At 57.4% G+C, this 22,596-nt stretch carries 25 protein-coding genes (1 of these 25 only partly in view); 12 read left to right on the top strand and 13 right to left on the bottom strand.

Going from position 1 to position 22,596, the window contains the following annotated elements; translation table 11 throughout:
* Positions 1 to 15, top strand: the 3' portion of a protein-coding gene (locus VZP09_RS05515; RefSeq protein ID WP_328794944.1) for an MFS transporter. Its footprint begins 1,221 nt before the window's first position; the window shows 15 of its 1,236 coding nt (coding positions 1,222–1,236); its start codon lies off the left edge, out of view; the stop codon is at positions 13 to 15.
* 33 nt (positions 16 to 48) lie between these two features.
* On the opposite strand, the gene murJ is transcribed toward VZP09_RS05515, so the two are convergent.
* The 4 genes from murJ to rimJ form a co-directional block, all read right to left on the bottom strand.
* Positions 49 to 1,584 carry a murein biosynthesis integral membrane protein MurJ gene (gene murJ, locus VZP09_RS05510; RefSeq protein ID WP_002899104.1) on the bottom strand — a complete coding sequence of 512 codons (1,536 nt, stop codon included), beginning with the start codon at positions 1,582 to 1,584 and terminating at the stop codon, positions 49 to 51.
* A 111-nt stretch (positions 1,585 to 1,695) separates the two neighbouring features.
* The gene (locus tag VZP09_RS05505) at positions 1,696 to 2,607 is read right to left on the bottom strand and encodes a Gfo/Idh/MocA family protein (protein ID WP_004140718.1); all 912 of its coding nucleotides are present in this window, start codon (positions 2,605 to 2,607) and stop codon (positions 1,696 to 1,698) included.
* A 15-nt stretch (positions 2,608 to 2,622) separates the two neighbouring features.
* Positions 2,623 to 3,276 (bottom strand): YceH family protein, encoded by a 654-nt coding sequence (locus VZP09_RS05500; RefSeq protein ID WP_032414772.1) that lies wholly within the window; start codon positions 3,274 to 3,276, stop codon positions 2,623 to 2,625.
* Between the two features lie 9 nt (positions 3,277 to 3,285).
* On the bottom strand, positions 3,286 to 3,870 hold the full coding sequence (gene rimJ / locus VZP09_RS05495) for a ribosomal protein S5-alanine N-acetyltransferase (protein WP_002899099.1): 585 nt from the start codon (positions 3,868 to 3,870) through the stop codon (positions 3,286 to 3,288).
* A gap of 229 nt (positions 3,871 to 4,099) precedes the next feature.
* Between rimJ and mdtH the strand changes: the two genes are divergently transcribed.
* The 7 genes from mdtH (at position 4,100) to VZP09_RS05460 (ending at position 9,464) form a co-directional block, all read left to right on the top strand.
* On the top strand, positions 4,100 to 5,308 hold the full coding sequence (gene mdtH, locus VZP09_RS05490) for a multidrug efflux MFS transporter MdtH (protein ID WP_002899096.1): 1,209 nt from the start codon (positions 4,100 to 4,102) through the stop codon (positions 5,306 to 5,308).
* A 113-nt stretch (positions 5,309 to 5,421) separates the two neighbouring features.
* Entirely contained in the window at positions 5,422 to 5,982 is a 561-nt protein-coding gene (locus tag VZP09_RS05485) for a lipoprotein (protein ID WP_004150824.1), read from the top strand.
* Between the two features lie 125 nt (positions 5,983 to 6,107).
* The gene (gene pyrC / locus VZP09_RS05480) at positions 6,108 to 7,154 is read left to right on the top strand and encodes a dihydroorotase (protein WP_004176586.1); all 1,047 of its coding nucleotides are present in this window, start codon (positions 6,108 to 6,110) and stop codon (positions 7,152 to 7,154) included.
* A gap of 72 nt (positions 7,155 to 7,226) precedes the next feature.
* Positions 7,227 to 7,478 (top strand): DNA damage-inducible protein I, encoded by a 252-nt coding sequence (gene dinI, locus VZP09_RS05475; protein WP_002898994.1) that lies wholly within the window; start codon positions 7,227 to 7,229, stop codon positions 7,476 to 7,478.
* A gap of 302 nt (positions 7,479 to 7,780) precedes the next feature.
* Positions 7,781 to 8,035 (top strand): biofilm formation regulator BssS, encoded by a 255-nt coding sequence (bssS, locus tag VZP09_RS05470; RefSeq protein ID WP_002898992.1) that lies wholly within the window; start codon positions 7,781 to 7,783, stop codon positions 8,033 to 8,035.
* Between the two features lie 125 nt (positions 8,036 to 8,160).
* The gene (gene solA / locus VZP09_RS05465) at positions 8,161 to 9,279 is read left to right on the top strand and encodes an N-methyl-L-tryptophan oxidase (RefSeq protein ID WP_002898990.1); all 1,119 of its coding nucleotides are present in this window, start codon (positions 8,161 to 8,163) and stop codon (positions 9,277 to 9,279) included.
* 71 nt (positions 9,280 to 9,350) lie between these two features.
* Positions 9,351 to 9,464 (top strand): DUF2770 family protein, encoded by a 114-nt coding sequence (locus VZP09_RS05460; RefSeq protein ID WP_002898988.1) that lies wholly within the window; start codon positions 9,351 to 9,353, stop codon positions 9,462 to 9,464.
* Here VZP09_RS05460 and trhO read toward each other — a convergent pair.
* The gene (trhO, locus tag VZP09_RS05455) at positions 9,450 to 10,514 is read right to left on the bottom strand and encodes an oxygen-dependent tRNA uridine(34) hydroxylase TrhO (RefSeq protein WP_002898987.1); all 1,065 of its coding nucleotides are present in this window, start codon (positions 10,512 to 10,514) and stop codon (positions 9,450 to 9,452) included. The two genes, VZP09_RS05460 and trhO, sit on opposite strands and share 15 nt — an antisense overlap.
* A gap of 205 nt (positions 10,515 to 10,719) precedes the next feature.
* Here trhO and VZP09_RS05450 point away from each other — a divergent pair, with 205 nt between their 5' ends.
* The 3 genes from VZP09_RS05450 (at position 10,720) to VZP09_RS05440 (ending at position 13,516) form a co-directional block, all read left to right on the top strand.
* Positions 10,720 to 11,640 carry a Kdo(2)-lipid IV(A) acyltransferase gene (locus tag VZP09_RS05450; protein WP_004140735.1) on the top strand — a complete coding sequence of 307 codons (921 nt, stop codon included), beginning with the start codon at positions 10,720 to 10,722 and terminating at the stop codon, positions 11,638 to 11,640.
* A 171-nt stretch (positions 11,641 to 11,811) separates the two neighbouring features.
* Positions 11,812 to 13,038, top strand: a complete 1,227-nt coding sequence (gene mdtG, locus VZP09_RS05445) for a multidrug efflux MFS transporter MdtG (RefSeq protein ID WP_002898984.1) — start codon at positions 11,812 to 11,814, stop codon at positions 13,036 to 13,038.
* Positions 13,039 to 13,129: 91 nt separating this feature from the next.
* A complete protein-coding gene (locus VZP09_RS05440) occupies positions 13,130 to 13,516 on the top strand; it encodes a MysB family protein (RefSeq protein WP_002898981.1) in 387 nt (128 codons plus the stop codon).
* Here the strand turns inward: VZP09_RS05440 and VZP09_RS05435 are convergent, their stop codons facing one another.
* The 3 genes from VZP09_RS05435 to mdoG form a co-directional block, all read right to left on the bottom strand.
* On the bottom strand, positions 13,517 to 13,744 hold the full coding sequence (locus tag VZP09_RS05435; protein ID WP_002898978.1) for a YceK/YidQ family lipoprotein: 228 nt from the start codon (positions 13,742 to 13,744) through the stop codon (positions 13,517 to 13,519).
* A gap of 66 nt (positions 13,745 to 13,810) precedes the next feature.
* Positions 13,811 to 16,339 (bottom strand): glucans biosynthesis glucosyltransferase MdoH, encoded by a 2,529-nt coding sequence (gene mdoH, locus VZP09_RS05430; RefSeq protein ID WP_328794943.1) that lies wholly within the window; start codon positions 16,337 to 16,339, stop codon positions 13,811 to 13,813.
* On the bottom strand, positions 16,332 to 17,885 hold the full coding sequence (gene mdoG / locus VZP09_RS05425) for a glucans biosynthesis protein MdoG (protein WP_004183630.1): 1,554 nt from the start codon (positions 17,883 to 17,885) through the stop codon (positions 16,332 to 16,334). The genes mdoH and mdoG overlap by 8 nt, the downstream gene beginning before the upstream one ends.
* Before the next feature lie 251 nt (positions 17,886 to 18,136).
* Between mdoG and mdoC the strand changes: the two genes are divergently transcribed.
* Positions 18,137 to 19,297, top strand: a complete 1,161-nt coding sequence (gene mdoC, locus VZP09_RS05420) for a glucans biosynthesis protein MdoC (RefSeq protein ID WP_004140754.1) — start codon at positions 18,137 to 18,139, stop codon at positions 19,295 to 19,297.
* 34 nt (positions 19,298 to 19,331) lie between these two features.
* Here mdoC and VZP09_RS05415 read toward each other — a convergent pair whose 3' ends face one another.
* The 5 genes from VZP09_RS05415 to VZP09_RS05395 all read right to left on the bottom strand — a co-directional run bounded on the left by VZP09_RS05415 (position 19,332) and on the right by VZP09_RS05395 (position 22,569).
* The gene (locus VZP09_RS05415; protein ID WP_004179313.1) at positions 19,332 to 19,925 is read right to left on the bottom strand and encodes a TetR/AcrR family transcriptional regulator; all 594 of its coding nucleotides are present in this window, start codon (positions 19,923 to 19,925) and stop codon (positions 19,332 to 19,334) included.
* 66 nt (positions 19,926 to 19,991) lie between these two features.
* Positions 19,992 to 20,519: an O-acetyl-ADP-ribose deacetylase gene (gene ymdB, locus VZP09_RS05410; RefSeq protein ID WP_004176593.1), complete on the bottom strand. Its 528-nt coding sequence runs from the start codon at positions 20,517 to 20,519 to the stop codon at positions 19,992 to 19,994.
* Between the two features lie 149 nt (positions 20,520 to 20,668).
* A complete protein-coding gene (locus VZP09_RS05405) occupies positions 20,669 to 21,151 on the bottom strand; it encodes a DUF1097 domain-containing protein (RefSeq protein WP_004191006.1) in 483 nt (160 codons plus the stop codon).
* 103 nt (positions 21,152 to 21,254) lie between these two features.
* Positions 21,255 to 21,809: a TorD/DmsD family molecular chaperone gene (locus VZP09_RS05400; RefSeq protein WP_032410854.1), complete on the bottom strand. Its 555-nt coding sequence runs from the start codon at positions 21,807 to 21,809 to the stop codon at positions 21,255 to 21,257.
* A 22-nt stretch (positions 21,810 to 21,831) separates the two neighbouring features.
* Complete coding sequence (locus VZP09_RS05395; protein WP_004140764.1) at positions 21,832 to 22,569, bottom strand: phosphatase; 738 nt, start codon at positions 22,567 to 22,569, stop codon at positions 21,832 to 21,834.
* Positions 22,570 to 22,596 lie beyond the last annotated feature (27 nt).

Below are 22,596 nucleotides of genomic sequence, written 5' to 3'. Positions count from 1 at the left end.
CCCCGCTTCGCCTGAGGCGAAGCGGGGTTTTTCTACCCACACAACTGCTTACGCNGTGCGACGGACAAACTCTTTCACGCGGAAGCCCAGCACCAGCAGCGTGGCGAAATAGGCTACCACCCCGGCGATAACCACCGCCAGCAAACGCATCAGACGGAACGGCATCGTCCCCAGCGACCACTCAGGCATGAGATGCATGACGCCCAGCAGCGCCGCGGCCATAACCAGCACTGCAATAATCAGACGCAGCAGGAAGGCCAACCAGCCTGGCTGCGGGGTGAAAATTTTCTGTTTACGCAGCTGCCAGTAGAGCAGCGCGGCGTTCAGGCAGGCCGCCAGGCCGATGGACAGCGACAGACCCGCATGCTTCAGCGGGCCGATAAACGCCAGGTTCATTACCTGGGTCATAATCAGGGTGATAATAGCAATCTTGACCGGGGTCTTGATGTCCTGACGGGAATAGAAGCCCGGCGCCAGCACTTTCACCACGATAAGGCCCATCAGCCCCACGGAATAAGCCACCAGCGCGCGCTGGGTCATCGCCGCGTCAAAGGCGCTGAATTTGCCGTACTGGAACAGAGCCACGGTCAGCGGTTTGGCGAGGATCCCCAGCGCCACCGCGCTCGGCAGCGCCAGCAGAAAACAGAGACGCAGTCCCCAGTCCATCAGCCGGCAATACTCGTCATGGTTACCGCTGGCGAAGCTTTTTGACAGCGATGGCAGCAGGATAGTGCCAAGCGCCACACCCAGCACGCCGGAGGGAAACTCCATCAGGCGGTCGGCATAATACATCCACGACACCGAGCCCGACACGAGGAATGAGGCGAAAATGGTATTGATGATAAGGGAGATCTGGCTTACCGACACGCCAAGGATCGCCGGCCCCATCTGCTTCACCACCCGCATCGCGCCGGCATCTTTCAGATTAATTCGCGGCAGGACCAGCATGCCAATCTTCTTCAGATGCGGCAGCTGGTAAGCCAGCTGCAGCACGCCGCCGACCGTCACCGCCCAGGCCAGCGCCAGCACCGGCGGATGGAAATACGGCGCGGCAAACAGCGCAAAGCCAATCATACTGACGTTGAGGAACGTCGGCGCAAAGGCCGGCACCGAGAAGCGGTTCCAGGTATTGAGGATCGCCCCCACCAGCGAAGCCAGGGAGATCAGCAAAATATAGGGAAAGGTAATACGCAGCAGCTGGGTGGTTAGCGCAAACTTATCGGCGGTATCGGCAAAGCCGGGCGCAGTAATGGTGATTACCCACGGCGCCGCCAGCATCCCGATAACGGTAACGATAGCCAGGGCCAGGGTCAGCAGCCCGGAGACGTATGAGACAAACACGCGGGTGGCATCTTCGCCCTGCTTGCTTTTATATTCGGCAAGGATCGGCACAAACGCCTGTGAGAAGGCGCCTTCGGCAAAAATACGCCGCAGCAGGTTAGGCAGTTTGAAGGCGACAAAAAAGGCATCGGTCGCCATCCCGGCGCCAAAAATACGCGCCACAATCGCATCGCGGGCAAAGCCCAGCACGCGCGAAAACATGGTCATCGAACTGACTGCCGCCAGTGATTTTAAAAGGTTCATTACGCTGTTATTCCAAACCCTGGAGTAAAACGCCCGCAAATGCGGGCGCTGGAAAGTGGCGATAGTCTACCGGGTTCAACATGAATTACTACTGTCAGTTGTTACAATGGATTATTCGCTAATGGCGTCGCGCCACAGTTTCTCAACGATCCGCTGAGCCAGCAGCGCCTGTTCGCCTGCAGTTTCAGGAACTGTCTGATTTTGCACGCATTCGATAAAATGGCGCGCGCAGCCGACAAAGCCGCGCTGCTCAAGGGTGGTTTGCCAGCCGGCAACCGGGCGCTGGACCACGCCATGACCGCACTCCTCCTGCCATTCGCGCATCTCGCTGACGGCATATAGCCCGCCATCCGTGACCGCCTGCACCCACTCGCGCTGGCTGCCTGCGCGACGATGCATGCTGGTGGTGACCTGCAGCCGGGGCGAACTGAACTGATGTTCGGCATAGAGCATTTCGCCCTGCGGGGTGATCTTCAGCGCGCCGCCGCGCAGACGCGCCTGACCGTCGGCCAGCCATAGCGCGGTATCCACCACATGCAGATAGTCATCAAGCAGCGTAAAGCGCAGATCGTTGCCGACGCTATCGCTACGATGCTTATCCATCCGCAGCGAGGCCGCCTCGCCCAGCCGCCCCTTCAGCTCCCGATAGAGCGGCGCGAAGCGGCGATTGAAACCGACCATCAACGTCAGTCGACGTCGCGCCGCCAGCTCGACCAGCGTCTCCGCCTCACTCAGCTTGTCCGCCAATGGTTTATCCACACAAACATGAACCCCGGCATTCAGTAAGTGATTCACTACTTCATAATGTGAAGCCGTCGAGGTATGGACAAAGACCGCATCGCACTGTGCCGCCAGGGCATCGAGGGAATCAGCGTATGGCATCCGCCAGGTTTCGCAGATCCGTAGCGCCTTCTCTTTACCCGGCGACCAGGCCGCCTGCAGCGTCCAGCTTTCCGCCGCCCCCAGCACCGGCAGCCACGCTTTCTGCGCAATGCTGCCTAAGCCGACCACCCCAATGCGCAATCTTGTCCCCACGTTTTAGTCTCCCAGATGGTGTAACAGCGAATCGAGGCGCGCCTTCAGCTCCGCCACCTCGCCCTCCAGCGCTTCAACCCTGGCGCGCAGATCGCCGTCATCGTCCAGCGGCGCGAGAGCTTCCACTGTGGTGATCAGCGTGTCCATATCGTCGCAAAACAGATGCATATAGCGGCTTTCCCGTTTTCCCGGCTCCCGGGGCAACCGGGCGACGAAGGGGCCATCTTCGCGCGTCGTCAGCCCTTCCAGCACGCTTTCCACTTCCGCCATATCGCTGAACTCATACATCCGCTGCGCCCGGCTGCGTAATTCGCCCGGCGTCTGAGCACCGCGCAGCAGCAGCGTCGTGACCACCGCAACCTCGCCGGCGCTAAGCTTCAGATCGCCAAATTCGGAGTTGCAAAAGCGCTGTTCATACTTGGTGACGCGATTACCGAATCCGCTGACCGTGCGCAGATAGTGCCGTTTCGCCAGCGTATCCAGCAGGGCCTGGACCTCGCTTTCGCTCAGCGACATCACTGGCTCGCGGTTGGTTTTCTGATTGCAGGCGGTCACCACGGCATTTACCGACAGCGGATACTGCTCGGGGGTGGTGACCTGCTTTTCCAGCAGGCAGCCAATGACGCGCGCTTCATGCGCAGTTAACTGATATTTCATCCTCTCTCCTTAACGTCCCGCAGACCAGTCCGGCGTCGTTAGCGCCGTCAGTACATGGTCACGCCACTGCCCGTCAATCAGCAGATAATCTTTGGCGTAACCCTCTTTTTCAAACCCCAACCGCGCCAGCAGCGCGCCGCTGCGCTGATTATGCGGCATGTAGTTGGCCATAATGCGATGAATATGCTGCGTGCGCTGCATATAGCGAATCGCCGACGTCAGCGCTTCAAACATCAGCCCCTGCCCCTGCCACTTCTCGCCAATGGAATAGCCAAGATAACAGGCATGGAAAGATCCGCGCACCACGTTGGAGAAATTCGCCACACCGATGATCTCTTTTTCCTCAGGGTCGAGCAGCGCGAAATAAAAAGCTGACCCCTGCTTATGAAACTCAGCGATCATCGACAGACGCGCCTGCCATCCGGAGGGATAGCAGTGGCTGTCGTCACGAACCGGCTCCCAGGGTTTTAAGAACGCTTTATTTTCGGCGTAATAATCGGCCAGACGCCAGGCGTCACGATCGTGAACCAGGCGCACCACCAGCCGGTCCGTCGTCAAACGCACCTTCGGCACGTTACTGCGATAGCCAAACATTTCCTTTTTCAGTCCCCCTGACTTCACTCTTGCTTTCATCACTATACCTTTCCTGCACGATAGTGTGAAAACAGCAACATACCATTTTCTGCGCCATCTCCTCTTTTCGATGAATAGGCTCAATCGATCTTGCTTTTTGATAAAAAAATATTGTCGCAAGGGTGCTGGGAAAAGCAGCAGATTGCCCGCAGAATATCCTCGCTTATCTCTATTTTTCCCTGGAGGGGAAATGTCCCGCGTCTCGCAGGCAAGGAGCCTGGGTAAATATTTCCTGTTAGTCGATAACATGCTGGTCGTGCTGGGCTTTTTTGTCGTTTTTCCGCTGATTTCCATCCGCTTTGTCGATCAGATGGGCTGGGCAGCGCTGATGGTCGGCATTGCGCTCGGCCTGCGCCAGCTGGTACAGCAGGGATTAGGCATCTTTGGCGGCGCCATCGCCGACCGCTTCGGCGCGAAACCGATGATCGTCACCGGTATGCTGATGCGTGCCGGCGGTTTCGCGGCGATGGCCGTCGCCCATGAGCCGTGGGTGCTGTGGTTCTCGTGCATACTCTCCGGACTCGGCGGTACACTGTTCGATCCGCCGCGGGCGGCGCTGGTGGTTAAGCTGGTGCGTCCGCATCAGCGCGGCCGCTTTTTCTCCATCCTGATGATGCAGGATAGCGCCGGCGCGGTGATTGGCGCGCTGCTGGGCAGCTGGCTGCTGCAGTATGATTTTCGCCTGGTGTGCAGCGCCGGCGCCGCGCTGTTTATCGCCTGCGCCGCGTTTAACGCCTGGTATCTGCCGGCATGGAAGCTCTCGACGGTGAAAACGCCGATTCGCGAGGGTCTGGGCCGGGTGCTGCGGGACAAACGCTTCGTCACCTATGTCCTGACGCTGACCGGCTATTATATGCTGGCGGTGCAGGTGATGCTGATGCTGCCGATCATGGTGAATGACATCGCCGGCTCGCCGGCCGCCGTGAAATGGATGTACGCCATCGAAGCCACCATTTCGCTCACCCTGCTCTATCCTATTGCCCGTTGGAGCGAAAAACGCTTCCGCCTTGAGCACCGGCTGATGGCCGGTCTGCTGGTGATGACCCTGGCCATGCTCCCCATCGGGATGACCAGCAGTTTACAGCAGCTGTTTACCCTGATTTGCCTGTTTTACATCGGCTCTATCATTGCCGAACCCGCCCGCGAGACGCTGGGCGCTTCGCTGGCGGACGCCCGGGCGCGTGGCAGCTATATGGGTTTCAGCCGTCTGGGGCTCGCCTTCGGCGGCGCGCTGGGTTACGCGGGCGGCGGCTGGCTGTTTGATGCCGGGAAAGCCGTCGGCCAGCCCGAACTGCCGTGGCTGATGCTCGGCGCCATCGGGGTTATCACCTTCCTGGCGCTATGGTGGCAATTCAGTCCGAAACGCTCTGCCTCCGGTATGCTGGAGCCGCGCACCTGATGCGCGCGGCGGCGGATTCTCCTGCTTTCAGCCTATTCTGCTGGCGCGATGGGTGCTGACAGGTCATGATGCTTTGTGTCAGGATGAAGGAAGGTATGAGCTTGAGGAACCCCATGAAAAAGATATTGATCGCCGCCGCGCTAATTGTCAGCGGCCTGCTGAGCGGCTGTAATCAGCTGACCCAATACACGGTAAGCGAGCAGGAGATTAACCAGGCCCTGCAGAAGCGAAACCATTTCGCCAAAGATATTGGTCTGAAAGGCGTTGCCGACGCCCATATCGAACTGCAGAACCTGACCAGCGCTATCGGGCGCGAGGAGCCGGGCAAAGTCACCCTGAGCGGGATCGCCAACGTCGATCTTAACTCCCTGTTCGGCACGCAGAAAGCGACGATCGATCTGAAGCTCAAAGCGCTGCCAACCTTTGACCGAGAGAAAGGCGCCATCTTCCTGCAGGAAATGGAAGTGGTCGATGCCAAAGTGGCGCCGGAGAAGCTGCAGTCGGTTATTCAGGCCCTGCTCCCCTACCTGAATCAGTCTCTGCGCAGCTACTTCAGCCAGCAGCCGGCTTATGTCCTGCGTGAGGACGCCAGCACCGGCGAAGCGCTGGCGAAGAAATACGCCAAAGGTATAGAGGTGAAGCCAGGCGAGATTGTCATCCCCTTTACCAATTAATCTCCAGGGCGCTACGGCGCCCTGAATTTTTTACGGAAATGAGTGCAAAGGAAAACGTTTACGCTTATCCTTAGTGCCCGGCAAAAAACAGCCCTGATGACTGAACCTATTAGCCGGAGCCTTCCATGACAGCACAATCCCAGGTATTGAAAATCCGCCGCCCAGACGACTGGCATATCCATCTGCGCGATGACGATATGCTGAAAACCGTCGTGCCTTATACCAGTGAGTTTTATGGCCGGGCGATCGTGATGCCGAATCTGGTGCCGCCTGTCACCACCGTCGCGGCGGCTATCGCTTACCGCCAGCGCATTATGGACGCCGTGCCGGCCGGGCATGATTTTACCCCGCTGATGACCTGCTATCTGACAGACTCTCTCGACCCAGCGGAGCTGGAACGCGGCTTTAACGAAGGGGTGTTCACCGCCGCCAAGCTCTACCCGGCCAATGCCACTACTAACTCCAGCCACGGCGTCACCAGCACCGACGCCATTATGCCAGTGCTGGAGCGGATGGAAAAACTGGGGATGCCGTTGCTCGTTCACGGCGAAGTCACTCACGCCGAGATTGATATTTTCGATCGTGAAGCGCGCTTTATTGAGACGGTGATGGAGCCCCTGCGCCAGCGCCTGCCCGGCCTGAAAGTGGTTTTTGAACATATCACCACCAAAGACGCCGCCGAGTACGTGCGTGACGGTAATGAACTGCTGGCTGCTACCATCACCCCGCAGCATCTGATGTTCAACCGCAACCATATGCTGGTGGGCGGCATTCGCCCTCACCTGTACTGTCTGCCGGTACTTAAACGCAATATTCATCAGCAGGCTCTGCGGGAGCTGGTCGCCAGCGGCTTCAGCCGCGCCTTCCTCGGCACCGACTCCGCACCGCACGCCCGCCACCGTAAGGAAGCCAGCTGTGGCTGCGCCGGCTGCTTTAACGCCCCGACCGCCCTCGGCAGCTACGCCACGGTGTTTGAAGAAATGAACGCTCTGCAGCACTTTGAGGCTTTCTGCTCGCTAAACGGCCCGCGCTTCTACGGTCTGCCGGTCAATGAGAGCTACGTTGAACTGGTGCGTGAAGAGACGACCGTTGTGGACAGCATTGCCCTGCCTAATGACACCCTGGTGCCCTTCCTGGCGGGTGAAACCGTTCGCTGGACCGTGAAGAAATAAAAACGCAGCCCCCTGTTGTCAACGCTAACCGGATACTGTATAAATAACCAGTATCGAACGCAGGGGGCAATTATGCGCATTGAAGTGTCTATCGCCAAAACGACCGCCTTACCTAACGGCGCGCTGGAAGCGCTGAATAACGAACTCTCTCGCCGTATCGCCGAGCAATTCCCGGCCATCGATAGCCAGGTGAGCGTCCGCTACGCCACCGGTAATCAGCTCTCGGTGTTTGGCGCCCTGAAAGAAGACAAAGACCGGATAAGCGAAATCCTGCAGGAAACATGGGAAAGCGCGGACGACTGGTTTGTCCACGATCTCTCCTGAAGCATGGCGGGATCCAGTTACTCTGGTTTGCTCCCTCATTGTGCTTTTTTTGCCGGGTCGCCCCGGCTTTTTTTATCCCCTCTTCTGTTCAGAATAGTCCTGATTATTCTGCTCAATATCGACTAAAGTGGCCATTTTACGCGCTTATCTTGAGTAAAAAAGCGGCAAAAGAAGAAAATCATGCTGCCTTTCATTTAATTTCTCGAGTTTATTCTTGATCCCTGATATAATTAACTTGCTTCAAAAAATATGCATTAAACCTCGAGAATTGTTGTCTTTTAACATATGAATAAGGGGTTATGATGGAAAAAAATAATGAAGTCATTCAGACCCATCCCCTCGTTGGATGGGACATCAGCACCGTTGATAGCTACGATGCGCTGATGTTGCGCCTGCACTACCAGAACCCCACTCAAGAAAACAGTAATGATGCTGAGATCGGCCAGACGCTATGGCTAACGACGGACGTCGCACGTCAGTTTATTTCAATCCTGGAAGCAGGCATTGCGAAGATTGAATCTGGCGAATACCAGGAAAACGAGTATCGCCGACATTAACGCGGCTTGCGAATGACTTAACATTAAACTTAACAGGCACCTGCGGGTGCCTGAATTATTTTCGGGCTTGTATAAGCACAGGGAGTTAATTACCCTGCTAACAAGGCAATTACCCGGAACTCACCATGCAATACGATCTTATCATTATTGGCAGCGGCTCCGTCGGCGCCGCCGCTGGCTATTATGCGCGCCGTGCCGGACTCAATGTTCTGATGACCGATGCCCATCAACCTCCCCACCAGGAAGGCAGCCATCACGGCAGCAGCCGTCTTATCCGTCACGCCTATGGCGAAGGTGAGAAATATGTTCCGCTGGTGCTGCGTGCCCAGCAGCTATGGGATGAACTGGCAGAGATCAGTGGCGAAGCCGTGTTTGAACGCACCGGCGTCATTAACCTCGGCCCCGCCAGCTCCGCTTTTCTCGCCAACGTCGCCGCCAGCGCCCGTGCGTTCCAGCTTGAGGTGGAAGAGCTGGATGCCCAGGCCGTGATGCAGCGCTGGCCGGAGATACGCCTCCCCGATGACTATCGGGCGATTTTCGAACCCGCTTCCGGCGTACTGCGCAGCGAACTGGCCGTCGAAACCTGGATCCGTCTGGCGCGGGAAGCAGGCTGCGCGCAGCTATTCAACTGTCCGGTCTCGGCTATTCATCACCATGCTGACGGGATCACCATCGATACCCTCGACGGTGAATATCATGGTAAAAAACTGCTGGTCAGCGCCGGCACCTGGGTCACCCGCCTGCTTCCGGACCTCCCTATCCAGCCGGTACGCAAGGTGTTCGCCTGGTACCAGGCCGATGGCCGTTACAGCAGCAAGAATCACTTCCCGGCCTTCACCGGCGAGTTGCCCAACGGCGATCAATATTACGGTTTCCCGGCGGAAGATAATGAACTGAAAATTGGCAAGCATAACGGCGGCCAGCCGATCTCCACCCCGCAGGAGCGGGTAGCGTTTGGCGCTGTCGCCAGCGATGGTTCCGAATCCTTCCCGTTTTTGCGTAACGTCCTGCCTGGCATCGGCGGCTGCCTGCACGGCGCCTCCTGTACCTACGACAATACCGTCGATGAGGACTTTATTATCGATACGTTGCCAGGCAGGCCAGACACGCTGCTGATCACCGGGCTGAGCGGCCACGGCTTTAAGTTTGCGCCGGTGCTGGGCGAAATTGCCAGTCAGTTTGCTCAGGGCGAAGCATCGAGCTTCAATCTGGCCCCCTTTTCTCTGGCGCGCTTTAACGCGTAATGGAATGCGGCACTTTTGCCGTTGGGTAAAGAAACGGCCTCTGCTGAGGCCGTTAGTGATTGAGAGCGGTTATGCGTCGCCTGTTTAATATGCTGGTCAACAACGTGCGCGAGCATTTTATGATCTACCTGGCGCTCTGGCTGCTGCTGGCGATCATCGATCTCGTCTGGTTATGGTTTTTCTGACGGCTCCGGGTCGAGGATCCCGAGTTTGGTATTCAGCCGGCCACGGGATTTATTAAAGATTTTGTTGCCGTTTTCACGCCCGGCGCGCAGCTTACGCTGCTCCTCTTCCGGTAGCTTATGCTCTTCCATGCAGGCTTCGCTACAGCAGCCGGCAAACTTCTCGGCGCAGCTCGGGCACTGGATAAACAGCAGATGGCAGCCATCGTTCAGGCAGTTAGTATGGGTGTCGCACGGCGCGCCGCACTGATGACAGTGCGCGATAACGTCATTGGAGATCCGCTCGCCCATCCGTTCATCAAAGACAAAGTTTTTGCCAATGAAGCGCACCGGCAGCCCCTGCTCGCGGGCGCGACGGGCGTACTCGATGATGCCACCCTCGATGTGCCAGACCTTATTGAAGCCGTTATGCTTCATCCAGGCGCTGGCTTTTTCACAGCGAATGCCGCCGGTGCAATACATGACAATTTTCTTGTCTTTATGGTCCTGCATCATTTCCACGGCTTTCGGCAGCTGGTCGCGGAAGGTATCCGCCGGGATCTCCAGCGCGTTTTCGAAATGGCCCACCTCATATTCATAGTGGTTGCGCATATCGATAAACACGGCATCCGGATCGTCAAGCATCGCGTTGACTTCCGCCGCCTTGAGATACTCCCCCACATTGGAGGCGTCAAACGAGGGATCGTCGATGCCGTCGGCGACGATACGATCGCGAACTTTCAGGCGCAGCACCCAGAAAGACTTACCATCGTCCTCCACGGCGATATTGAAACGCAGCCCCGCCAGCGCCGGATCGAAGCCATAGAGAAACTCACGCAGAGCCTCAACGTTGCTTTGCGGCACGCTGATTTGCGCGTTGATCCCTTCCCGGGCCAGATAGATGCGGCCAAAGACCTTCAGCTGGGTTAAGGCAACCCACAGCGCATCACGGGTCGCCTGCGGGTCGACAATAGTGAAATATTTATAGAACGAGATCGTCGTGCGCGGCTCGGTTTCAGCCAGCATTTGCGCCTTTAACGTCTCATTTGAAATGCGGTTGTGTAACACTGGCATGGTGTACCTGCTCGACATAGAAATGAGGAAATAAACGGCGGGCATAATATAGCAAAGCTAATTAATTTACATCCCTACATTTTACGCTACATTTCTCTCACCCTGTCACGCCCCGCTTAACAAAACGATCTGACTGCCGCCGCCTTTGGCTGGCCGGTAAAAAAATGCGATAATATAAGACGTTGCTCACTGATACGGGTATCAAATGACTCATTTGCCTAAATTTTCTCCGGCGCTGTTGCATCCGCGCTATTGGCTGCTGTGGCTGGGTATCGGCCTGCTGTGGCTGGTTGTCCAACTGCCCTACCCGCTGATCTACCGCCTCGGGAACGCCATCGGCCGTCTGGCCATGCGCTTTATGAAGCGCCGGGCGAAAATCGCCTATCGCAACCTTGAGCTCTGCTTCCCCGAGAAAAGCGAGCAGGAACGCCACCGGATGGTGGTGATGAACTTTGAATCGGTGGGCATGGGGCTGATGGAGACCGGTATGGCCTGGTTCTGGCCGGTTCGCCGTATCGCCCGCTGGACCGACACCATCGGCTTTGAGCATATTCGCGATGTGCAGGCGCAGCAGCGCGGCATTCTGCTGATCGGTATTCATTTCCTCACTCTCGAGATGGGAGCGCGGATGTTCGGTATGAACGAGCCGGGGATTGGCGTCTATCGCCCCAACGACAACCCGGTGATCGACTGGCTGCAGACCTGGGGCCGCTTGCGCTCCAACAAGGATATGATTGACCGTAAGGATCTGAAAGGCATGATCCGGGCACTGAAAAAAGGCGAAGTGGTGTGGTACGCACCGGATCACGATTACGGCCCGACCGCCAGCGTCTTCGCCCCACTGTTTGCGGTCGACCAGGCGGCGACCACCTCCGGCACCTGGATGCTGGCGAAAATGTCCAAAGCCTGCATCGTGCCCTTCGTCCCGCGCCGCAAACCGGACGGTAAAGGTTATGAACTGATTATCCTGCCGCCAGAGTGTTCCCCGCCGCTGGACGACGCGGAAACCACCGCCGCGTGGATGAACAAGATCGTTGAGCAGTGCATCATGATGGCCCCGGAACAGTATATGTGGCTCCATCGTCGCTTCAAAACCCGCCCCGAAGGCATGCCCTCCCGCTACTGATCCCTTTTCCCGGCCGCGCTCATCCCGGCCGGGAAGCTTCGCCGCTCAGGCTTTAGGCTCTCCTTTAGCTTTAAAAGCTCTCCTCCATTGCGGCATCTATTTCTCAGGCGCATAATTAGCAGGCTCATATTTTCTCTTAATTTGACCTGCCGCGCAGGCCAGTGGAACCCTATGTCGTCTGCTGAAACCCCCATTAACTGGAAACGAAACCTGACCGTGACCTGGCTTGGCTGCTTTTTAACCGGCGCCGCCTTCAGCCTGGTCATGCCCTTTCTGCCACTCTACGTCGAACAGCTCGGCGTCACCGGGCATAGCGCCCTGAACATGTGGTCCGGGCTGGTCTTTAGTATTACCTTTCTTTTCTCTGCCATCGCCTCGCCGTTCTGGGGGGGGCTTGCTGATCGCAAGGGGAGAAAAATCATGCTGCTGCGTTCCGCCCTCGGGATGGCCATCGTGATGATGCTGATGGGAATGGCGCAGAATATCTGGCAGTTTCTGCTGCTGCGCGCACTGCTCGGCCTGCTGGGCGGCTTTATTCCCAACGCCAACGCCCTGATTGCCACCCAGATCCCGCGCCATAAAAGCGGCTGGGCGCTGGGGACACTGTCTACCGGCGCGGTAAGCGGCGCCCTGCTCGGCCCGCTGGCAGGTGGCTTCCTGGCCGACCACTGGGGATTGCGCACCGTCTTCTTTATGACCGCGGCGGTACTATTTATCTGTTTCTTGTTTACCCTGTTTTTAATCCGCGAAAATTTTGTGCCGATCGCCAGGAAAGAGATGCTCAGTGCCAGAGAGGTGTTCTCCTCGCTGCAGAATCCCAAACTGGTGCTCAGCCTGTTTGTGACCTCGCTGATAATCCAGGTGGCCACCGGTTCCATTGCGCCGATCCTGACGCTTTATGTACGCGATCTCGCGGGCAACGTCAGTAACATCGCCTTTATCAGCGGAATGATCGCCTCGGTGCCGGGCATTGCCGCGCTGATGAGCGCCCCGCGGCTGGGCAAACTGGGGGATCGCATCGGGCCGGAAAAAATCCTCATCGTGGCGCTGATTATCTCGGTGCTACTCCTGATCCCGATGTCGTTCGTTCAGACCCCGCTGCAGTTAGGTATCCTGCGATTCCTGCTCGGCGCCGCGGACGGCGCGCTGCTGCCGGCGGTGCAAACCCTGCTGGTGTACAACTCCACCAGTCAGATCTCCGGGCGAATCTTCAGCTATAACCAGTCGTTCCGCGATATTGGCAACGTTACCGGCCCCCTGATTGGCGCGTCGGTTTCCGCTAACTATGGCTTCCGCGCTGTATTTCTGGTCACCGCAGGGGTGGTATTGTTTAATGCGATCTACTCCACCCTCAGCCTGCGTCGGCCAGCCGCGGATACTTCGCATTCAGTAAATTAACGTCGAGAGTGGCTCTGTCCCTTGACGCCGTGCGTACCGCCTTCTATAGATTGAATCGTGTTCAATTCATATTCTTCTCAGGAGATTCGCTATGCCAAAGGATTCGATGTTCTACGCCACGCTTGAAGAAGCTATTGATGCAGCACGTGAAGAATTTCTCGCCAACAACCCTGACAGCGATGAAGAGAGCGCCAACGTTGAGCAGCTCAACATTCAAAAGTATGTGCTGCAGGATGGCGATATCGCCTGGCAGGCTGAATTTTTTGCTGACGAAGAGGAACAAGGCGAATGCCTCCCGATGCTCAGCGGCGAAGCCGCGCAGAGCGTCTTCGACGGGGATTATGATGAGATAGAGCTGCGTCAGGAGTGGCTGGAGGAAAATACGCTCCACGAATGGGATGAAGGCGAATTTCAGCTCGAGCCCTCGCTGGACACCGAAGAGGGGCAGACGGCAGCCGACGAGTGGGACGAGCGTTAATCAGTTATAGGGGCCGTGGCTGGCGTCCAGAGGCAGCAGAAGCGTATCAAATACCAGCGAGAACGGTAGGTCAAGAATGGTGAGATAGCGCCATGCCGAATCGCGAACATCCCACTGTACGCCCGGGTAATATTGATTGCCATGCCCCTGCCCGGGCACCGTACGGCTGATAATGCTGCCGCAGCCGCTGAGCAGCAGCGCCATGGCAATGATCGGTAGTATTCGCATCCACATCCTCGTATTTCAGATAAAAAAATACCGGCATCGCTGCCGGTATTTTCCTTAACGTACGGCTTATTTCGTTTTCAGCGCCAGCGGGTTAAGCGCCAACTGCTGATAGGCGTTCACCCATGAAGAGTATTTCTCCGGCGCGGCCCATACGCGATAGTGCAGACGCGACATGGTTACCGGGTCGCTCAACAGCACCAGTCGACGATCGCGGTTCAGCTTATCCGGCGTTTCATTCAGCGCCTGCTCGACATGGCGCTCGCGGGCGATCTCCAGGATATGCCCCTGACGGTGGCGCGCAGTGGCCATTGCGGTGGCGAGGGCGTTAAACGACGGATTAAACACCGCGTGCATAAAGCCATCGTCCAGCGAACGCTGACGGTTCATCGTCAGGTACGCATCGGTATCCTTGAGCACCTGCGGCGGCGAATACTCTTCCGGGATCAGGAACAGCTTCCAGCGCTTGGTGCGCAGGCCCACTGTCGCCCGGCTGGAAATCGCCGATACGAACGGCGAGAGGATCAGCGAGACAACAATCGGCGCTAGCCAGAACAGGAAGCGTAGATCCAGCCATGCCATCCCGACCGCCCACACCAGCCCCAGCAGCAGCTGCGAGCCGTGGCGCATAAAGGCTTCCCCCCACGGCGTGGAGTCATCATCACGCTGCGGCGAATTCCATACCACCTCCCAGCCGAGGAAGGCGCTGACCACGAAGACGGTGTGGAACAGCATACGGACCGGCGCCAGCAGGACCGAGAACAGGACCTCCAGTAGCAGTGAAAGCGTGACGCGGATAAATCCGCCGTACTCTTTCGGCCCTTTACACCACACCAGAATAATACTCAGCAGCTTCGGCAGGAACAGCAGCACCATGGTCGAGGCGAACAGCGCGATGGCCAGCTCAGGCCGCCACTGCGGCCACACCGGGAACAGCTGACGCGGCTGCAGGAAGTACTGCGGTTCGGTCAGGGCATGCACCACCTGCAACGCCGTCGACAGGGCAAGGAACATAAACCACAGCGGCGCCGACAGGTAGGACATCACGCCGGTAAGGAACACCGCCCGGTGAACCGGGTGCATCCCTCTGACAAGGAACAGGCGGAAGTTCATCAGGTTGCCCTGACACCAGCGACGGTCGCGTTTCAGCTCGTCCAGCAGGTTCGGCGGCAGCTCCTCATAGGAGCCCGGCAGATCGTAGGCAATCCACACCCCCCAGCCGGCACGGCGCATCAGCGCGGCTTCGACGAAGTCGTGAGACAGGATCGACCCGGCAAAGTTGCCCTCGCCCGGCAGCGGCGCCAGCGCGCAGTGCTCAATGAACGGCTTCACGCGGATAATGGCGTTGTGGCCCCAGTAGTGGGACTCCCCCAACTGCCAGAAGTGCAGACCCGCCGTAAACAGCGGACCGTACACCCGGGTGGCAAACTGCTGGCAACGCGCATACAGCGTGTCCATGCCCGAGGCGCGCGGGGAAGACTGAATGATCCCGGCGTTCGGGTTCGCTTCCATCAGGCGCACCAGGCTGCTCAGACACTCACCGGTCATCACCGAGTCAGCGTCCAGCACCACCATATAGCTATACTGGCTGCCCCAGCGGCGGCAGAAGTCATCGATGTTGCCGCTCTTACGCTTCACTCGACGACGACGGCGGCGGTAGAAGATCTGCCCTTCGCCCTGCACTTCGGCAATCAGCTCCATCCACGCCTTTTGCTCAGCCACACAGATATCGGGGTTATAGCTATCGCTGAGGATATAGACGTCGAAATGAGCGGCGTTACCGGTCGCTTTCACCGACTCCCAGGTCGCCCGCAGGCCGGCGAAAACGCGGTCAACGTCTTCGTTACAGATCGGCATTATCAGCGCCGTACGGTGCGCCGGGTTCAACGGTTCGTCACCGACCGTCGAGGCGGAAATACTGTACTTATCGCGGCCGATCAATAGCTGCAGGAAGCCCATTAACGCGGTCCAGAAGCCGGCGGAAACCCAGCAGAACAGCACCGCGAAGAGGATCAGAATGCCGCTCTGCAACACGTACGGCAGCAGCTGCATGAACGAGATCCACAGGTTCTGCCCCACCATGTCGGCCGGGTTGATCAGCGCCCAACCCTGATAAGGCAGAATGGTTTTCATATACCAGGTGGCCACTACGGTCTGCGACAGCGTCAGCAGCAGCAGGATATAGCGACGAATGGTGCCGACGGTACGCCATTTTTGCTCACTCTCGCGCTCTTCTTGCGTCAGACGGGAGAGATAGCGCGGCGTGACATCGCGTCCGCGCAGACGGTCCCAGAAGCGGCCGACCGGGTTGGTACGCCACGGGTCCGGGATCATTGAGGAGCGCTTGGCTTTAGGCATCGCATGCAGCTGAGTACGGCCTTCATCGTCCTTCACCAGCTGATCGCCAGACAGCGAATCCGGCCAGCTATGCGCCAGCCGTGCCTTGACCGACCCCAGCGGGGAGTCGTCTTCGCGGGCGAAGGTCTGATGGTCGTCATCCAGGGCCTGATGAACGGCCTGCAGGCTGGTGTCCGGCAGCGCCGATTTCTCGACGTCCGACAGCGGCAATGCGTCAATGTACTTTGTTATCTTATTCATTGGCAGGCAGCTGATAGCTCCAGGTTTCGCTCAACGTGTCATCACCGTTAACCAGCGCGGCGCGCATTTCCGTTGTTTTCTTCGGATCTTTCACCTTCAAACGCAGGATCATTCGCCAGCCTTTGGTCACCGGATTGTAACGCACGGTATTTTCAACGATTTCAGCGTTATCGCCGGTACTCGCCTGGGCGGCGACCGGGGTATCCGCCGGCAGTTTTTTCATATCGGCGCCGGTGAAGTCGACAATGAAAGCAATGGTGCCGTCCGGCTGGCGGATCAGGTTCGACTGCTTCACGTCGCCGGTAGAGCGGCGGGTCTGCATAACGTAAGCGTTATCCGGCGCATGCAGCTTGTCTTCATCGCGGCTGAAGGTGATGGTGTACTTGAAGTTCATCTCCTTGCCCGGCTCCGGCAGCTGATCCGGCGTCCAGTAAGTCACGATGTTATCGTTGGTTTCATCGTTGGTCGGGATTTCAACCAGTTCGATTTTCCCTTTGCCCCACTCCCCTTTCGGGGTGATCCAGGCGCTCGGACGCAGGTCATAACGATCGTCGAGATCCTCGAAGCGCGAGAACTGACGGCCGCGCTGCAGCAGGCCGAACCCTTGCGGGTTTTCCATCGCATAGCTGCTAACGGCAAGGTGTTTCGGGTTGTTCAGCGGACGCCAGATCCACTCGCCGTTACCGGCCAGGATCGACAGACCATTGGAGTCGTGTAGCGCCGGACGATAGTTAAGCGCCGGAGAAGGCTGGTTGGAACCGAACAGGAACATGCTGGTCAGCGGCGCCACGCCCAGTTTGCCCACTTTGTCACGCAGGTAAACTTTGGACTGGACATCTACCACGGTGTCGCGTCCCGGCATGATGACAAAGCGATAAGCGCCGGTTGCCCGCGGGGAGTCCAGCAGCGCATAGATAGTCAGACGTTTGTCGGAGGCTTTAGGACGCTCGATCCAGAACTCGCGAAAACGCGGGAACTCTTCGCCGGACGGCAGCGCGGTATCGATAGCCAGGCCGCGCGCGGACAGGCCGTAAACCTGACCCTGACCCAGCACGCGGAAGTAGCTGGCACCGAGCATGCTGACGATCTCATCGTTCTTATCTTTGCTATTGATCGGATACAGTACTTTGAAGCCGGCGAAACCGAGGTCTTTCACCGTGTCTTTATCGTGCTGAACGTTACCAAAGTTAAAATAGTCCGGGCTATATTTAATTTTGCGCACGCTGGTGGCCGTCACTTCATTGATGGTGACCGGCGTGTCGAAGTACATACCCTGATGGTAAAATTCAAGCTTGAATGGGGTTTTCTGGTTATTCCAGTAAGCTTTATCGTGATTAAACTGAATTTGCTGGTAATCCGCGTATTTCATGTCGCGGAAAGCGGAGGGCAGGTTACTCTTCGGCGCTTCATAGCCTTTCCCGGCTAACGTTTTGGCCTCTTTTGCAACGTCATCAATGCTAAATGCCCATGCAGATGAAGTACACAGGGACAACATTACGGCTGCGCTTAACCAACGCATTTTCATCATCTGTGGTTTATGTTTCATATAAGTAAGCACTTCCCCCTTTGTGTGCTTAAATCGATCCGATCTATTTTAATGGAAACTCAGGCAATCCGACAACATAATCCCTGCTTTGTTCAGCGTAGCGGCGCAGGGAATAAACAGTTCGCTATCCCGTTTGCACTTTGCGTGCTTATCCTGGAGACAGGTACCCCGAGTTCATGTAGGGTTGCTGATAATGTAAGCGTTATCATCTTGAGTGATAAGACGAATTATCTGAGATTGTCGTGAATCGTATGAATAATACTCCGGTACAGCGTGAATATTTCTTCGACAGCATCCGCGCCTGGCTGATGCTGCTGGGGATCCCTTTCCACATTTCGCTGATCTATTCCAGCCACAGCTGGCATGTCAACAGCGCTGAGCCCTCGTGGTGGTTGACGCTGTTTAATGACTTCATCCATGCCTTCCGGATGCAGGTCTTTTTCGTCATCTCCGGCTATTTCTCCTACATGCTGTTCCTGCGCTACCCGTTGAAAAAGTGGTGGAAAGTGCGCGTCGAACGGGTCGGTATTCCGCTGCTGACCGCTATCCCACTGCTGACGCTGCCGCAGTTTATTATGCTGCAGTACGTCAACGGCAAGGCGGAAAACTGGCACACCCTTTCCGGGTACGACAAATTTAACACCCTGGCGTGGGAGCTTATTTCCCACCTGTGGTTTTTACTGGTGCTGGTGGTGCTGACCTCGCTGGGCGTGGTGCTGTTTAAATGGCTGACGCGCCGCCCGGCAGGGGGTGCCTCAGCCTTTGGTGACACTGTCACTATGGGCCAGCTAACGATGATTTTCCTTGCGCTGGGGGTGCTTTACGCGCTGATCCGCCGATCGCTGTTCCTGATTTACCCGCCGCTGCTTAGCAATGGTCTGTTTAACTTTGTGGTGATGCAGACGCTGTTCTATCTTCCCTTCTTTGTGCTGGGGGCGCAGACCTTTATTAATCCGCGTCTGAAGGCGATGTTTACCACCCCGTCACCATGGTGCTGCGCAGCGGCGCTGCTGGGATTTATCGCCTACCGGCTGAACCAGCAGTACGGCTCCGGCGACGGCTGGATGTATGAAACGGAATCGGTGATCACCATGGTGCTTGGGCTGTGGATGGTCAATGTGGTCTTTTCGCTCGGCCATCGCCTGCTGAACTTCCAGTCGGCGCGTGTAACCTATTTCGTCAATGCTTCGCTGTTTATTTACCTGGTGCACCATCCGCTGACGCTGCTGTACGGGGCGTGGATCACCCCGGTCATTAAGTCCAATACCTTAGGCTTTATTGGCGGGTTGGTTTTTGTGGTGGGTATTGCCCTGATCCTGTATGAAATTCACCTGCGCATTCCGCTGCTGCGTTTCCTGTTCTCCGGTAAACCGATGAACAAACCGGCCAAAACCCCAGCCTCGGCCAGCTAACCATTAGCCTGTGCGGCACGCCAGGCGTGCCGTATTATGCCTGCTCGTCAAAAAGCCGGTCGAAAATCATATTGTACAGGGCTTCTAAATCTGCCTTATCGACCGGGGTGGAGGCGCTCAGCTCACAGCGGTAGGCTGCCCCCTCTGTCAGAACGGCGATGAGCTCTGATGCGGCATTGCGTCGCGCATCGCTGAGCCCGGGATGGTAGCGCTGCGACAGGCGACCGCCCTCCTCTTTCAACCGCCGATCGGCCTGCATCAGGATCTCACGCAAGCGTGGGTTACGCGAGGCCTCGGCATTGATCTCCATCAGCAGATAATTATCGCTTTTGGTGGCTGCCGACGTCGGGATCCTGCCGGCCAAAACCGCCGCTTTACGCGCCAGATTGTGGTTCTCATCGATCATCTCCCCGACTCTGGCGTTGACGATTTCGCTAACAATCGCTTCGATGATCGCTTCCTTGCTGGCAAAAATGCGATATAGCTGACCGACGCTCAGGCCCGCTTCCCGGGCGATATCGGCGACGGAAGCGCCGTGCAGCCCCTTTTCAGCGAAACATTTTTGCGCAGCGACAACGATCTCCGCGCGGCGCGCCTGCTGTTTCTGCTGGACTTTTCCTTCTGACACCCTGCTCCCTCCTGCTACCCATCATTCCCGTCAAGACTGGCGGTTATCATAGCCTATTCTGTTGAATCAGGGGTATGACGCCAGCAGGCGGCGATAGATAGCCGCCGTTTCCTCGTCAAAACAGACGAACAGGACGCGCTCAAGAGGGTTATAGCGAGTGAGAAACGCGGTGACGGTGCGCACGGCGATCGCCGCCGCTTCCTCTTTCGGATAGCCATACACGCCGGTGCTTATCGCCGGAAACGCAATGGAGCGATAGTTGTTTGCCGAGGCCAACTGCAGACTGTTTTTGTAAGCATCGGCCAGGGTTTGCGCCTCCATGCGGTCACCGCCGTGCCAGACCGGGCCCACGGTGTGGATCACCGCGCTGGCCGGCAGATTGCCGGCAATAGTAATTACCGCATGCCCGGGAGGGCATTCGCCCTGCTGCTGCAGCACCTGCTTGCAAGCCGCCAGCAGCGCGGGACCGGCCGCCCGGTGGATGGCCCCGTCTACTCCGCCACCACCCAGCAGCGAGGGATTTGCCGCATTAACAATCACATCGACATCAAGTGTCGTAATATCGCCGAGAATTACCTCAGGTTTAACAGCCATTTCTCCTCCTGTCGGCATAGCGTGTGGATACGGCTTTCTGCCGATACTAGGGCATTCTCGCCTGCGGGAGCAAGATTATCGCTTTGTCCGGTGACGAGAAGATAAAAAAACAGGACCCGTAAGGTCCTGTTTTTTAGTCGTCCCGCCGATCAGGCGTTGTCGTTGACGAACAATTTATGCTTATCCGCACGGGCCGCCAGCCACAGGCCACTATTTTTCATGGCATAGCCAAAGACCAGACCCAGCGCCAGGGAAGGGATCACCAGACGCCAGTCGCCGTCTGCCGCGAAGGTCGCGCAGGCGCCGATAAAGGTGCCCGGGACAAACGACAGCAGCGTCCGTCGCGCCTGAATGCACATCAGGAAGGCGACCACACCGGTCATCATATAGCTGAGGATCTGCACCTGTGGCGCCAGCGCGCTACCGTGGATAATCACTAACGCCCAGGCCACGCCGCTCATCACCGTGCAGGACGAGATGGCCAGCCCTTTCAAGCCGCCCTGCGGGCAGGCGAAATAGGCCGTACAGCCGAGGAATCCGGCCCAGCTCAGCAGGCCGAGAGCGACCGCCACCCACCCCCAAATCCCGGAGAGGATGCCTGTCGTTAATGCGATTGCGAAGAGTATGTTCATGGCGCGTATCCTAGCAGATACGCGCCGGAAGAATGCGATCTAAAACACAGTATATGAATGAACTTTCTTTCAGTTTCATTCAAACAGTGATTTACATCACATATTATTGCTCATCTTCTTCCTGAAGCTCGTCCCACATCGCGGCGATGGCGTCGCGGGTCAACGGCGCCATGGTGCGCCAGAACGGCGTGTGCGCATGGGCTTCGACTTTCCCCAGCATCGTCCCGCACCACGGCAGGATATAGTCGGCGAACAGGAGCTCCAGCGTCTCGCTCTGGTCTTCTGCGGCATGATCCTCCAGCCAGGAGGCGGCCAGCAGCAGCGAGCCGAGATGATCCGCCTGACCTTCCCCTGTCGGGATGCCGTGTTCGCTCAGAAAAGCCCGAACTTCCGCTTCCGAGGAACCCTCCACCCACGCGCTACGGTACGGCGGGACGCTGCAGGCTTCACCGACGAACAGCGCATTATAGTCCGTCGCCAGGGATTGCATTTCACAGCTTTTCTGCAGACGCGCCAGCAGCTCGTCCTGCTCAAGCGGCCAGCTGGCGGCCAGTTTGCCTTCGCGGATCAAGGTAAACAGCGGCACCAGCAGCGGGTCCTGCGGTTGACGGTAATACAGCGAACCCAGCACGCGGCAGAGGATTGAAAACTCGTTCATTCAGTTATTCCAGTTATACAAATTAAAGGTCAGCAAATTCCGGGATCGCCGGCATGCCCCGCGACTCGAGGAAGTTAAGCAGGCGACGCGGAGAAACGTTGAGGATCCTCTCCTCCGGGAAATCGACCGCATCAAGGATCTTGCGGCATTCGGTAAACTCCCCGAGGGTAAAGGCGGTGTGAGAGTCCGAGCCCAGCGCCACCCATCCCCCGGCATCACGCACTGCGGCGGCGATGGCCCGGCAGTTGTCTTCACTGCCCACGCGCGATGATACGAATGAGGAGTTATTAATCTCCAGCGCCACCTGGTAGCGAGCCGCCGCTTCGGCAATCGCCGGGATATCCACCGGGAATTTCGGATTACCCGGATGGCTAATCATATGCACTTTACCGCTGGCCATCGCGGCTATCATCGCCTGTGTATGGGTGTCACGATCCTGCGGCGGAAACACCGGCTCATGAAATCCGGCGATGATCAGATCGAGAGAAGTCAACATCGGTCCGGAACAGTCGATCTCGCCTTCAATATTTTTAATATTCGACTCAATACCGCGCAGGATCCCCACCCCGTCTACCAGGCGGGGCCAGATGCGCATATTAACGAAGTGCCAGTAGTGCGGAGCATCCGCCATGTCCGGGCCGTGGTCGGTGATGGCGAAGAGTTTGATCCCTTTACGCTTTGCTTCCGCAATATAATCGTGCAGGGTGCTGTAGGCATGGGTGCTGGCGACGGTATGCATGTGCAGGTCAACGGGATACATCACATTCTCCTCTTCTGTTTGCCGCAA

Origin of the sequence: Klebsiella sp. EMBS2024 (assembly GCF_036233805.1) — a bacterium.
GTDB lineage: Bacteria > Pseudomonadota > Gammaproteobacteria > Enterobacterales > Enterobacteriaceae > Klebsiella > Klebsiella pneumoniae.
This window is presented reverse-complemented; position numbering and strand designations above follow the sequence as displayed.